The sequence below is a fragment of the Enterovibrio sp. QJM3NY_24 genome, from assembly GCF_057786035.1.
On sequence record NZ_CM173519.1, the window covers coordinates 1,164,418 to 1,178,685 of the forward strand.

The following is a 14,268-nucleotide window of genomic DNA, read 5'->3' on the forward strand; positions in this document are numbered from 1 at the left end:
ATCAAACTATTCGTTATTAAAACGTCAAGCTGGTCGTTATTAAAACTTCAAGCTGACTTGCATACTAATAAACTGGCTGTCGTAAGGTGCGCCCGCATCTGCTGCATACCGTGCGGCTTCTTGGTTGTTGAACCAAGGGTCATAATTCATGCGCACGTCAGTGTTACCCTGCCACATGTCGGTTATCCAGTGGTGGATATGTCCGACAGGGTTAAGGAAGAACAAGCTGACGCCACCCATTGTGTCTGAGCCCATGACTTCGCCGCCGTTAGCGACAATATCTTGCTCAGTGAGGTACATCCATTCACCGACAGCTGCACCAAATAATGGTGTCACGATGATATCTTGGATAGACGGCACTTCAGCGAAACTTTCTACACCGTATTCCCAGAAAAATGTCGACATGGTGAATGAGTACAAGAAAGACTCAAACTCATTGAAACCAGAGTGACGCGCAGCCGTATAGTAAACACCGCCAAAGTAAGGGTGCATCACGTAGTTCAGGTAATGGTCGTCCTGATCCCAGACTGGGCCCGCAGACACATTGTCCCACCATTTGCTGGAAAGGTTACTAAAGTCGCGATCTTCTGCTGTCCAGTTAGTGACGCTTTCAGGCAGTAATGTCATCAAGCCGACGGTCGCGACACTTAAACCCAAAATGGTATAGGTTTGACCCATCAGGTAGTCCCAGTCTTTTTCTGGGGCCGTAGACAAATATTTTGGTAGACGGTGCGCTGGAGCTTCGTTAAAACGAAGCGCATTGTCTTGGGGTTGTGTTTGCGCCTGGTTCAATGCAAGCGTGTCGAAGCCATAGTTGCTCGAATAGTTATAAGCTTGCTGCTCGAAATCGAGGGTAGATGCATCAAAAGCAAAGGCCGATTGAGCACAGAACAGAGCGGCCGCAGCCACGGTTGAGCGATAGCGCACGTAGGATCTCCCACACAACAAAATGCCAAACCATTCAGCAATGTGTTGTGCTGGTGAGGCCTGGCAAAAAAAGTGTTTAGTAATAAGGTGTTATTCAGTCGGTGTTCAGCGAAATACATCCATGATAACAACACCGATACGGAGGGCACATAACCGATACCGCGTACCAATTGTGAGGCAGTCACAATTAAGCCGCTAATCATAGCAATGGAAAGGCCTATATTTCCACCAAAAACTTGAGCCGCATCCCACTTTCATTTTTACCATTAGCACTTATTACTCTTTAAGTGGGAAGTCTGACGAGAAAATCAACCTAAACCCAGTTCGCCTAGCGGGTTCGAAGCATGAAGTTTCCTAAGGAAAAAACGGCATACTACGATTCATGCTAATAAAAGATATCGCGGGTTGCGATAGCGGTAAGTGTCTGGGCATAATGGATTTACGTCATGGCATACAAGGAGATATCGGTGGGACAGAGCAAACTTCGGGTCGCAATGTTAAGTACTGGCGAGGAAGTGCTGCACGGTGATATCACCGATACCAATGCAGCTTGGTTATCGAGACGCTGTTTTGAGGAAGGCTTTGCTTTGCATCGTCGCGTCACTGTCGGTGATGCGGTAGATGATATTGCCATTGAATTGGTGAGATGCAGTCAAGTTTCCGATGTGGTGATCGTGAATGGTGGGCTTGGGCCAACCACAGATGATCTGACCACTGAAGCCATGGCGATGGCCATGAACGTTGACCTTGAATTAAATAATCACTGGCTAACCGAGCTCAAAGAGCGGTTTGAAAAAAACGGTAAAGCCATGCCGAAAAGCAACATTAAGCAGGCAATGCTCCCTGAAGGTGCCGAACTAGTGGATAATCCAGTGGGCAGTGCGTGTGGATTTGCCGCGACCCTTAATAATTGTCTGTTCTTCTTCACGCCGGGTGTACCAAGTGAATTCAAGCACATGTTTGAGAATGAAATTGTGTCACGTCTTCAAACACGATTTCCTAATACGAAAAAGCAAGAAATTCAACGTCTGTACACCTTCGGTTTTTCCGAGTCCCTTCTTAACGACAAGTTAGAAGCGCTCGCACTGCCAGATGATTTTGAACTGGGATACCGTTCGTCGTTACCTTTTATTGAGGTAAAGTTGTTCTCTCCGCGTCAACACTCCGATATTTCGTTGATCACCGATGCGATACGAAATGTGTTGGGTGATCGCTTAGTGGGTGATGGTGTGCCGATGCTTGAAACTGTCGGTGGGTTGCTGTCGCAGGAAAATACAACCATTGCAGTGGCTGAAAAATTCTCTGGCGGGTATTTGGCTAATTGGCTAAATCAGGCAGAGGAAACGAAAGAGGCGTTCGTTCAAGGGTGGGTGCTCAGTGACTCGACACTGATTACGGATAGTGAGTATAACCCGCTCGCGGCGGTCTTAGCGATGGCAACAGCGTCTCGCGAAAATGCAGGTGTAAACATCGGATTGGCATGTGGAAACATGGAGGCAGGGCGTGTTGCTCTTGGGCTTTCTGCTGCAGATGGTGATTGGGGTATTATAGTGAAGCCTCGTCGTTCTCAGTCCAACGAGAACTTTCGCTGTTACACGGCGACCATGTTGCTTGATATGTTAAGGCGTTATCTTTCTGGGTACACGATGTTCCCAGATATCGCTTCGTTGGTGACGCTAGAATCGCTGCACATTCCTGTCGAATCTGACGATGCGAATTGATACCCACTGAAGTATTTAGAGAAAAACGCCTGACATTGTCAGGCGTTTTTTTGATTCGCTAAAAGCCGTTACGAAGCATACAAGTTGAGATTCAGTGTTTTAGCAACATGAGAAATCATCCGTTGCGCGCGAACACTATTGCCGGACTCATCCAAGGGTGGGGAGAAGGCTGCAATACCCAGCTTGCCAGGGGCGACCGCCAACACACCACCACCCACCCCGCTTTTACCGGGCATGCCGACTTCAAATGCCCAATCCCCTGAGTAGTCATACAGACCTTCCATCGTCATTTCTGCCAGTATTGGGGCAATATTGCCCGCTGAAATGACTTGCTCTCCAGAGATAGGATTCTTGCCGCGATTCGATAATGTTGCACTCAGCACCGCGAGATCTTTGCACGTGACCAGGGTTGAGCATTGCCGCGTGTAGACATCAACAGCTTCCATTGGGTCGCAGAAACAGTTGCCCGCCGCATACAGAATCCATGCAATACCGCGATTGTGAAAGTTGGTGGTTTGCTCAGAGTCATTGATGTCATTAGAAAGCACAATATTCCCTGCGGTGATCCGTTGCTGCATGTCTAGAATACGTGCCCATCGTGTTTCAGGATCAGAGGCGGTGAGCAAGCTGACACTCGCCATCGCCCCCGCGTTAACGAGAGGTGACAATGGTTTGTCCTGATGTTCACAAAGTGCCACAACAGAATTGAAAGGCAACCCGGTAGGCTCTGCGCCAATTTTTTCACGCACCATTTCTGGGCCAACATCCTCCATCAGTAAAGCCAATGTCGGCACCTTCGAGATGGATTCAATCGCGAAACCATAACTGCTATCGCCTGCCTGATAAATGTCACCATCTGCAGTGACAATCACCAATGCCGCAAGATCGGAAGGCACAGAAGCGAGGTATGGGATATAGCTTGCGTTTTCACCCCCTGGTAATGCTCGAAATTGAGCATAAGTTTCATCCACTAACATTTGCAGGGCTTCGGGAGACGGTAATGCACTCATGATGCTTCTCCTTTACCTTCACGATGAATCGCCGTTACGGCTTCAGTGTGTGTGACAGATTCGTTTTTAAGGCCAGGGTGAACGCCTTCAATTTGCCAAGTAAACGGCGCAAAATCTGAGTTCTCGTCTCGCCAATGCGGTTTGCGAATGGCATAGATAACAAAGGGAATCGTGATAAAGACAAGGCTTAACCCTACCAGTATTGACATGAACACGGTTGGGCTGCCAACAGCAATCTGGCTTGGTGGGATAAAGCTAAAAGCAAAGGCAATGGCAGAGCTTGTGAAACCAACGCCAGCAAAAAGATATAAGCCTTTTTTCCCACCGGGAACATTGTACGGGCGCGGACGATTAGGCTGACTAAAGCGCAGATAAATCGCGGCTGAAAACATCAGCATATATAGGGTTAGGTAAATCACCGCGGCCAGTTGACTCAGAATTTGGTAAGCCGCTTCAACGGAGGGCAGTACGACAAAGGTTACCGCGAGAAAGCTTACGATGATGCCTTGCACCAAAAGGATATGGGTCGCCATTCCGTTTTTGTTGGTCTCTTGCCAAAACCGCGGCATATAACCCGCTTTTGCCACTTCAAGTAAACCGGTCGAGGGACCCGCTACCCAAGTCACAATACCGGCGAGCACGCCAATGGCGAGGCAAATAGCCATAATAGGCCCGAGAAAACTCAGGCCCGCCCAGCGGAACATATCAAAATAGGCCACAAGCAGACTTTGTGTGAGATTGATGTCGGTACTGGGTATAACAAAGGCGATGGCAAGTGTACCGAGCACAAAGATCACGACGGTACCTAGCGCAGCAATACCTATGGCGATCGGGTAGGAGCGCGTTGGATTATCTAGGTCTTTCACGTGAATCGCATTCATTTCCATCCCCGCATAAAACAGGAAAATACTGGCCGCGAGTACCACGTTATTGAAGTTAGAAAAGTCGGGGATAACGTCTTTCCACGCCATCTCTATTTGGATTTTCTCGCCGCTGAACAGAAAAGCAAAACCAAGCAAAATAAGGATGATAGCGGGGATGATGGTGCCGATGATCCCACCCCATTTGGACAGCAAAGTAAATGCTGAAACACCACGAAAAGCGATGAAAGTGGCAAACCAATAGATAGCCAGTACAATGGCCAGTACAAAGAATTTATTTTGTGACAGGGCTGCATCAAAGGTTTGGTCGGGGCCAATGAAGGCCAGCGATACAGCACCAAACGTCAGTGCTGTGGGAAACCATACACACACTTGAACGAACAGCAGGAACATGGCCATAAAGGCTAACCTTGGACCAAAGGCTTCTCCGACCCAACGGAAGATCCCTCCTTTTTCTGGCCACCCAGTAGCAAGTTCCGCAGCCACCAGTGAAACCGGCACGAGGAAAAATACGGCGGCAAACGCATAATAAAATACAGAGCTGAGCCCGTATTCTGCTTCAGCGGGTAAGCCACGCAGACTCACCACGGCCACAACATTCATAATGGCAAAGGTGAAAACGCTGATTTTGCCGACTGATGAGGCACTGATTTTCTTATCCATCTTTTAATCCTTAGATATGAAGGCCACGGTTTGTTTGTGGCCTTTGGACTAAATTGAACGATTCATCGACGCTGTGATGCTCAGTATCAGCCGTGATGGAACGAAGAAGTGGTACCGGATTTTGTTTGCGGGTATTGCTTGAAGTAGTCGATACACCGCTTAAGGTCCTCTAACAGCATCGCAACCATGTCTAAGCTAACGCCATGACGGATCATGATGCGCTGTATGACGGTGTCTTGGCGGTTGCTTGGTAGGGGATAAGAAGCGATTTGCCATCCTCGCATTCGCATCCGATCGGATAAGTCATACAGAGTGAAGCCCCAATCGCCTTCTTTTAGGCTGTAGCTGAGTGCAGGAAGTCCACCACGGCCATCGTAGAAGAGATCGAAAGGACCAATTTTGGCAATTTCATCTGCTAGCCATTGTGCTGTGCTGAAACACGATTCGTGAATGCCTTTGTAGCCTTCAAAACCAAGACGCAGAAAGTTGTAGTATTGCGCGACGATTTGACCGCCGGGACGAGAAAAATTGAGTGCGAATGTTGGCATATGCCCGCCGAGGTAATCGACATCAAACACGAGTTCCTCGGGCAGATGCGCTTTATCTCGCCATACTATCCAGCCCACGCCAAGAGGCGCCAGTCCGTACTTATGACCAGAACTGTTGATGGAGACAACGCGAGGTAGCCGGAAATCCCACTTCAATTCCGGGGTAACAAACGGCGCAATAAAGCCGCCCGAAGCACCATCAACGTGAATGGGCACATCGAGTCCGGTTTGTGCTTGAAGCTCATCGAGTTTTTGTGAAATGGTTTCAACGGGTTCGTACACGCAGGTGTAGGTCACACCTAAGGTAGGCACGACGCCTATCGTATTTTCATCTACGTATTGAGAGAGCTTGTCTGGGTTCATTCCCACTTCATCGCCGTCGAGTGGGATTTCACGCATTTCTACATCGAAGTAGCGGGCGAACTTATGCCAGCAGATTTGTACAGGGCCGCAGACAATATTGGGCTTATCAGTCGCAAGGCCTAAGGCTTCGCGTTTTTTGCGCCAGTTCCACTTCATAGCAAGGCCACCGAGCATGGCAGCTTCTGACGAACCCGTGGTTGAGCAGCCGACGGTGGTGTCACTTTCCGGGCTATTCCAAAGTTTGGCGAGAATATGTACGCAGCGAGATTCAATTTCCGCAGTCTGCGGATACTCGTCTTTATCAATCATGTTCTTGTCGATACACGCGTCCATCAACTCGTGAACACTCGGCTCCATCCATGTTGAACAAAATGTGGCGAGATTTTGTCTGGCGTTTCCATCCATCAACAATTCATCACGTAACAACTGAGCAATCAACTCTGGAGATTGGCTATTGGCTGGTATGGCATGCTTAGGTAATTGAGTGCGGGAAAGAGCCTCTTCATAGAAATCTTCATTTTGAGGGTCTTGTTGTTTGGTGAAATGCAATCCCATTTTGTGTCTCCTGACGCGCTGGAAATGGTTGAGAAAAAGTGTTCTCTGACGAATGATTTCGTCCAGCTATCAGTATTGGAAAGGCAGAGAAAAAGAAGTGATCAATAAATGAGATGATAACAGTAAAAAAGACGGTTTTTTGGACATCGCAATGCGGGGTGTGAGTTTCTATCAATGTAATAGCACGAAGAGTCGAGATATTAGCGAGAGATCAGTGGATAAAATTGCAGGCAATGTATCTTGACGATGGGAGTGAAAAAAACGCCGCAGAACCTGAATAAGCGTTTTGCGGCTTTTTTTGGCAACAAGATATGCGATGGCATCTTGTTGAAACGATGAATCAATTAAAAAAGGTTTGGTAAGAACATCACCAGCCCTTCCCAGTAAGTCAGAATCATTAATACAGTCAGTAGTGCTGCCAGTAACGGCGCTACTTCTCGCACAAAATCAACCATCCTTACCCGAAGAATGGAGCAAACGGTAAACATCATTGAACCAAACGGTGGAGTGACACCACCAATCATGATATTGACGATGATAATGATACCGAAGTGAACTGGGTTGACGCCGAGATTGAGTACGGCGGGCAACAGCAGTGGTGTCAGGATAATCATCGCTGCGCCACCCTCAATGAACATACCAACAACGATCAGAAGAATATTGATGATGAGCAGCAACACGGCTTTGTCATCCGTCAGGCTAATTAGCATTGACGCAACGTCTTGAGGTATTTGCTCCAACGTCATGTAATACCCAAAGACCATTGCACCAATAATGATGAACATGACGCTGCTGGTGCCCTGAATGGTTTCGCGCAAAATGGCCGCAAAATGATGGATCTTTAACTCGCGATAGATAGCAAAACCAATGATGGTACAGAGCAATACGGCAATAGCGCCAGCTTCCGTCGGGGTAAAGAGACCAAAGCGCATGCCTAATATGATGCCAAACGGGATCAGCAACGCAGGTATCGCTTTGCCGAAGTAGCCGAGCCTTTCTTTTCCGCTCGCAGGGTGCTCCCGTGAAGGCTTGTATTTACGTTTTTTGGAAATGAAAGCAATAGTGATCATCAAGGCTGCAGCCATCATAAACGCAGGGACATACCCAGCGATAAACATGGAATGCACGGACACATTGGCAAGCAAAGCGAAAATGATCAGGTTGATACCCGGTGGTATGACAGGACTGATGCTTGACGACGCCGCAGTGACAGCGGCGGTGAAAGGCAAGTCGTAGCCGCGTTTTGTCATCTCTGGTGCGAGTATCTTTGACTGCATGGCAGCATCCGCATTCGCAGACCCAGAAATTCCGCCCATCAAGGTACTGAGCAACACATTCACATGTGCTAATCCACCGACTTTATGTCCGATGAGTGAGTCTGCAAATGCCAGTAGATTTCGGCTTATTCCCGCGTAGTTCATGATTGAGCCAACCATGATAAAGAAAGGGATAGCAAGAAGTGGGAAGGAAGAAACCGTAGAGATAAACCGCTGCATGACCAAACTTACTGGGATAGAGTCATTGATGAATAGGAAGTAAAACATCGATGAAGCGATCAAGGAAAAAGCAATGGGTATGTTGAGAAGGAACAACACAAATAAAAGAATAATAGGTATATAGATATCCACAGCAGCCACCTATTGCGCTTTGTTGAGCGTGTCGTTATCTGACGGCTTCAAATCATCGATGATGAATCTGATGGTGTGAAACGCCATCAAAGAAAAGCAGACAACAAGAACGCTGTTAATTGGAAAGTAAGACATGCCCATCACTGGGGTGACCTTTGTCGAAAGCATGGTGTAGCTGACGCTGAGGTAGACCATCGTAACGTTGAGTACCAATAGGAAAAACGAGATGAAAAGTCTGAAATATCGCTGTCCACTCTGGGGGATGAAGCTCAAGATGACATCGACACCCATATGCAGCTTATGCTTGTAGCAAGAGCTAATGCCGAAGTAGACGGACCATGTAAAACAGATCACTGAAAGCTCTTCACTCCAAGGCACAACAAACCCAAAGCAATAGCGGAGAAATACATTAATGATAACCACCACGACTGTGATGGAAATGGCGATTGAGGCCAAGATTTCTTCGAAGTTAGCTAGAAACCGCATGGTGACTCCAAGACAGTAAGGCTGAAAAGATCTAGCCCCAGCATCAGATGCGCTGGGGCAGAGGCTTACTTAGTAGCGCGGATTTTTTCCAATTCTGCGTTGATGGTGCCGTGAACACCTTCGCTCCATGCAGGGAATTGATTATAGACATCAGCGGTTAGCTTGTTGAACGCGGCGGTATCCACGTCGTTGAACGTCACACCCTGTTCTTTAAGCTTTTGCTCGTACTCAGCGTCAAGCTTCACCAATTGTTCGGTGTTTGATACTGCACCGGCATTGATTTCTTCCATCACGATTTTTTGTTGTTCTGCGGTCAGTTTGTCCCAAACACTCGGAGAGATGTAAAGGCCAACGGTGCCGAGGAAGTGGCCCGTTTTAGACATGTTCTTCGCCACTTCATAAATTTTGGTCGAATACATGGTCAGGATTGAACCTTCCAGCCCATCAACCACGCCTTGCTGAACGCCTGCGTAGGTTTCTGGGAACGGCAATGCGGCTGGAGATGCGCCCATTGAAGACAGTGTATTGATGAAGAGTTGGCTACCTGGTACGCGAATACGCATTCCGTCCATGTCTTCTGGTGTCTTGATTTCTTTATTGGTGATCATGTGGCGGAAACCAAAGATGTAATCCGCGCTCAGAACTTTGATGCCTTTCTTCTCGACTTGCTCAGTCAGATTAGCCACATAGTCAGAATCCATCATCGCCAGATATTCATCATAAGAGGTGTAAAGCATTGGGCCTGCTAATGCGGCGAAATCAGGGACGTAATCGCCGAGGTAGCTTAAATCTTCTACCGCAATCCAGTTTGCGCCGTTAACAACTTGTTCAAGGTTATCTTTGTATACTGGGAGTTGGCCACCAGGGAAAACTTTGATGTTTACGCCGCCGTCAGTGCGTTCTTTGATCTTATCAGCAACTTTAATCAACTCTTGAGTGAGGAGTTCATTTTGGGTGAAAACGAGACTCATGTTGATTTTCACTGGGTCGGTATCACTGGCGAGCGCTGCAGTCGACGCCATACCAAACCCAAACAAGGTTGTGGCAGAAAGTACGGTTCCTAGTAATAGCTTTTTCATTTCAATCGTTCCCTTCTTTATTGGTGAAAGTCCACTTTCTCTCATTGATTTTATATGCAACCGCGATGTTTGTTGCGAAAATGTAACGAACCATGGTGCAAGATATAGCAATTGGAGTGGCTTTCACATGAACATATAAATGTTCATTCGAATGCTGTGATCTCCGTAACAAAGCCAAATGGAAAGCGCTTCCCTTGTTGAAGAAGCAACGTGTATCAAGGCTTGATAAGGCGATTTTAGATGTCTCAATTTATTTTCAAATGAACATATTTGAAACGGATAAGGTGATTTTTTTCGTAAATGTGTTGCGGCGGAAGCACCTGTAAATACATGTTCAGGCATTTTTAAGTCAATAGTATGTAGTTTTGTGCGTGGAGATTGTTGTTCTAGAGAGTGTGAAGAAGTAGTGATTGTCGTTGATGGTGTGGGGCGATTTCGCTATCTGCTTGAATGTTAAGTTTTTAAGGTTAATGAAGTGGTGCCGCGAAGGCGGGTTTATAGATTCGCGGCTTTTTTAGCGACCAACGAAACGTGGTAATCAAACTCTAGCTCCACGCTTTCGAGCGGCGTTGAACGACATGTCAGAATTTCACCTGCCGCAAGGTAAGCCATGGCATCTTCTTGAGCAACCTCACCTTTGTCCAACTTGCAACGACACGCGCCACAAACACCATTTCTGCATTGAAACTCAGGTTGCAACCCAGCCTGCTCGATTTGCTCAAGCAGAGGCTGGTGGGTATTTCCCACCAGCGCTTGTCCGTTCACTGTGATAGTGATTCGACTCATAGTTCGAAGTCACCCAGATCGTCCATATCAACATCGTTGTCGATTTGGCCAACCAGATAAGAGCTGATTTCAGCTTCTTGCGGTGCGACTTGCACGTTGTCAGAAGAAAGCCACGCATTAATCCAAGGAATTGGGTTTTGCGATGCACCCGGATAGGCTGATTTTAGGCCGACCGCTGCCATGCGCAGATTGGTAATGTACTCGACGTACTGACAAAGAATGTCTTTGTTCAAACCAATCATAGAGCCATCTTTGAATAGGTATTCTGCCCATTCTTTTTCTTGCTCGGCGGCTTCTTTGAACAGCGCAAAACACTCCTGCTCGCATTCTTTTGCGATTTCAGCCATTTCTGGGTCGTCATCGCCGCTGCGAAGAATGTTCAGCATGTGCTGTGTGCTTGTCAGGTGCAAAGACTCATCACGTGCGATTAGCTTGATGATTTTTGCGTTGCCTTCCATCAACTCACGCTCTGCGAACGCAAATGAACAAGCAAAGCTGACATAAAAGCGAATGGCTTCAAGCGCATTAACTGACATCAGGCACACATAAAGCTTTTTCTTCAGTTCACGTAACGACACAACCACGGTTTCGCCGTTTACTGTGTGTTCACCTTCGCCTAAACGGTGATAGTCACTGGTGGCCAGGATTAAGTCGTCATAATACTTAGCAATGTCATTCGCACGCTTGATGATCTGCTCGTTGGCAACGATGTCATCAAACACCACGGATGGATTGTTGACGATATTACGAATGATATGCGTGTAAGAACGAGAGTGAATGGTTTCAGAAAAAGACCATGTTTCAATCCACGTTTCTAGTTCAGGAATAGACACCAATGGCAGCAGAGCGACATTCGGGCTTCGGCCTTGAATGGAGTCCAACAGTGTTTGATATTTCAAGTTACTGATGAAAATATGCTTTTCATGTTCTGGTAGCTTGTTGTAGTCGATGCGATCGCCTGATACATCAACTTCTTCGGGACGCCAGAAAAAGCTAAGTTGCTTTTCGATCAGTCTTTCGAAAATTTCATATTTCTGTTGGTCGTATCGCGCGACGTTAACAGATTGACCAAAGAACATTGGTTCTTTGAGTGCATTGTTGTTTTCTTTTGAAAAAGTGCTGTAAGCCATTGCTTTCAATATACCGTGTAGAATGAAACCTCAAAGAGGAAGCGTGTGCTCCCTCCCGTTTGGGTATTAGATTTTACAAGCGCCGCCTGCGCAGTCATCGTCTTGTACTGCTAGATCTTGCTGCGCATCATCCGCACCGTCTCGGGTGTTGTGATAATACAAGGTTTTCACACCCAGCTTGTACGCTGAAAGCAAATCTTTCAACAGCAGTTTCATCGGCGTTTTACCGCCAGCTTGTTTGCTTGGGTCATAGTTGGTGTTTGCTGAGATCGCTTGGTCTACAAACTTCTGCATGATACCGACTAACTGTAGGTATCCATCATTAGATCCGATGTTCCATAGCAGTTCGTAGTTTTCTTTGTACTTGTCGTACTCAGGAACAACCTGCTTCAGAATGCCGTCTTTCGATGCTTTGACTGAAACAAAACCACGCGGTGGCTCGATGCCATTGGTTGCGTTCGAGATTTGTGACGACGTTTCTGACGGCATTAATGCAGACAGCGTCGAGTTGCGAAGGCCATGCTCAACGATTTCACCACGTAAGGTTTCCCAATCGTAGTGAAGTGGCTCTTCACAAACCTTGTCTAAATCGCGCTTATAAGTGTCGATAGGCAGCACACCTTGCGAGTAGGTTGTTTCGTTGAACGACGGGCAAGCGCCTTTTTCTTTTGCTAAACCCAAAGAGGCTTTCAGCAGGTAATACTGAATCGCTTCGAAGGTGCGGTGTGTTAGGCCATTCGCGCTTCCGTCAGAGTAGCGCACACCATTTTTCGCCAGATAGTAAGCGAAGTTGATCACGCCCACACCTAGAGTACGGCGGTTCATCGTCGCTTTGCGTGCCGCTGGCAGCGGGTAGTCTTGGTAATCAAGTAGAGAATCCAATGCGCGGATAGTCAGGTCGGCCAAGTCTTCCAGTTCATCCAACTCTTTAATTGCACCCAAGTTAAATGCAGACAGGGTACAAAGCGCAATTTCGCCATTGTCGTCTTCAACATTGGTCAGCGGTTTGGTCGGCAATGCGATTTCCAAACATAGATTTGACTGACGAATTGGCGCAACTTTTGGGTCGAACGGGCTGTGTGTGTTGCAATGGTCAACGTTCTGAATATAGATACGACCTGTTGATGCTCGCTCTTGCATCATCAAAGAGAACAGCTCAACAGCTTTCACTGTTTCACGTTGGATTGATGCATCTTGTTCATACTGAACGTAAAGACGTTCGAACTCTTCTTGATCAGCAAAGAATGAGTCATAGAGACCTGGGACATCCGATGGAGAGAACAAAGAGATGTTTCCACCCTTGATGAGTCGGGTGTACATCAGTTTGTTGATTTGCACACCGTAGTCCATGTGACGGACGCGGTTCTCTTCAACACCACGGTTGTTCTTCAGGACCAGTAGGTTCTCTACTTCGCGGTGCCACATTGGGTAGAACAATGTCGCTGCGCCACCGCGTACACCGCCTTGGGAACAGCACTTAACGGCTGTTTGGAAGTACTTATAAAACGGGATACAACCGGTGTGGAAAGCTTCGCCGCCACGAATTGGGCTACCAAGTGCGCGAATGCGACCTGCATTGATGCCGATACCAGCACGCTGGCTAACATAGCGCACTATAGCGCTGGCCGTTGCGTTGATAGAGTCTAGGCTGTCATCACATTCGATCAGTACACACGAGCTGAATTGTCGAGTCGGCGTACGAACACCAGACATGATTGGCGTTGGCAGTGAGATTTTGAATTGTGACACTGCATCGTAGAAACGGCGAATATAAGCCAGGCGCGTTTCTTTGGGATAGTTAGCAAACAGACAAGCAGCAACCATGATGTACAAAAACTGTGCACTTTCGTAGATTTCACCAGTAACACGGTTCTGTACCAAGTATTTGCCTTCTAACTGCTTAACGGCAGCGTAAGAAAAATTCATATCACGCCAGTGGTCGATATAACCGTCGAGAATGTTTAACTCTTCTTCTGTGTAGTCTTCCAATATGTGTTTGTCGTACTTACCCATGTCGACCATTTTGCGGATATGTTCAACCAGTTTTGGTGGCTCAAACTGTCCATAGGCTTTCTTGCGCAAGTGAAAGATGGCAAGACGTGCCGATAGGTATTGGTAGTCAGGCGTCTGTTCAGATATTAGATCGGCAGCCGCTTTGATGATGGTCTCGTGGATGTCTTCAGTTTTAATACCGTCGTAAAATTGGATGTGAGAGCGGAGTTCGACTTGTGATACTGAGACATTATCTAGATCTTTAGCTGCCCACTCGATAACGCGGTGGATTTTGTCTAGATCAATGTTTTCCTTCGCGCCACTGCGCTTTTGGACGGTAAGTTGTTGGTTCATTTATCTCGTTCCCGGTATTTCCTTGCTTGAAGACGTGTTTTTGAAACATTTCACAAATTGCAAGGAAGATTTGTGATCAATATTAAACTAATGGCGTACACACTCAAACACTATATGTAGGGGGTAGGCCTTACTTGAGTAACAA

Annotated in this window: 11 protein-coding genes; 1 reads left to right on the forward strand and 10 read right to left on the reverse strand. The window is 47.1% G+C overall.

The genetic code is table 11. From position 1 onward, the window contains the following. Positions 1-39 precede the first annotated feature (39 nt). Positions 40-927: a DUF3943 domain-containing protein gene (locus AC3CIC_RS05085; protein ID WP_488515519.1), complete on the reverse strand. Its 888-nt coding sequence runs from the start codon at positions 925-927 to the stop codon at positions 40-42. Positions 928-1,394: 467 nt separating this feature from the next. Here AC3CIC_RS05085 and AC3CIC_RS05090 point away from each other — a divergent pair, with 467 nt between their 5' ends. Next, positions 1,395-2,648 (forward strand): CinA family nicotinamide mononucleotide deamidase-related protein, encoded by a 1,254-nt coding sequence (locus tag AC3CIC_RS05090; RefSeq protein WP_488515520.1) that lies wholly within the window; start codon positions 1,395-1,397, stop codon positions 2,646-2,648. Positions 2,649-2,716: 68 nt separating this feature from the next. On the opposite strand, the gene glsA is transcribed toward AC3CIC_RS05090, so the two are convergent. From glsA to nrdA, 9 genes are all read right to left on the reverse strand, one after another. Next, positions 2,717-3,658 (reverse strand): glutaminase A, encoded by a 942-nt coding sequence (gene glsA, locus AC3CIC_RS05095; RefSeq protein ID WP_488515521.1) that lies wholly within the window; start codon positions 3,656-3,658, stop codon positions 2,717-2,719. After that, positions 3,655-5,202: a glutamine/gamma-aminobutyrate antiporter GadC gene (gadC, locus tag AC3CIC_RS05100; protein ID WP_488515522.1), complete on the reverse strand. Its 1,548-nt coding sequence runs from the start codon at positions 5,200-5,202 to the stop codon at positions 3,655-3,657. Before gadC ends, glsA begins: the two co-directional genes overlap by 4 nt. Positions 5,203-5,288: 86 nt before the next feature. Next, positions 5,289-6,668, reverse strand: a complete 1,380-nt coding sequence (gad, locus tag AC3CIC_RS05105) for a glutamate decarboxylase (protein ID WP_488515523.1) — start codon at positions 6,666-6,668, stop codon at positions 5,289-5,291. 344 nt (positions 6,669-7,012) lie between these two features. Further along, positions 7,013-8,296 carry a TRAP transporter large permease gene (locus AC3CIC_RS05110; RefSeq protein ID WP_026024056.1) on the reverse strand — a complete coding sequence of 428 codons (1,284 nt, stop codon included), beginning with the start codon at positions 8,294-8,296 and terminating at the stop codon, positions 7,013-7,015. 9 nt (positions 8,297-8,305) lie between these two features. After that, positions 8,306-8,782, reverse strand: coding sequence for a TRAP transporter small permease (locus AC3CIC_RS05115; protein WP_488515524.1), 477 nt, complete (start codon positions 8,780-8,782; stop codon positions 8,306-8,308). A 65-nt stretch (positions 8,783-8,847) separates the two neighbouring features. Further along, positions 8,848-9,861, reverse strand: a complete 1,014-nt coding sequence (locus AC3CIC_RS05120; protein WP_488515525.1) for a C4-dicarboxylate TRAP transporter substrate-binding protein — start codon at positions 9,859-9,861, stop codon at positions 8,848-8,850. Between the two features lie 495 nt (positions 9,862-10,356). After that, entirely contained in the window at positions 10,357-10,647 is a 291-nt protein-coding gene (locus AC3CIC_RS05125) for a 2Fe-2S iron-sulfur cluster-binding protein (protein ID WP_488515526.1), read from the reverse strand. Then, positions 10,644-11,777: a class Ia ribonucleoside-diphosphate reductase subunit beta gene (nrdB, locus tag AC3CIC_RS05130; protein ID WP_016960509.1), complete on the reverse strand. Its 1,134-nt coding sequence runs from the start codon at positions 11,775-11,777 to the stop codon at positions 10,644-10,646. Before nrdB ends, AC3CIC_RS05125 begins: the two co-directional genes overlap by 4 nt. Positions 11,778-11,843: 66 nt before the next feature. Next, positions 11,844-14,123 (reverse strand): class 1a ribonucleoside-diphosphate reductase subunit alpha, encoded by a 2,280-nt coding sequence (nrdA, locus tag AC3CIC_RS05135; protein ID WP_016960508.1) that lies wholly within the window; start codon positions 14,121-14,123, stop codon positions 11,844-11,846. Positions 14,124-14,268 lie beyond the last annotated feature (145 nt).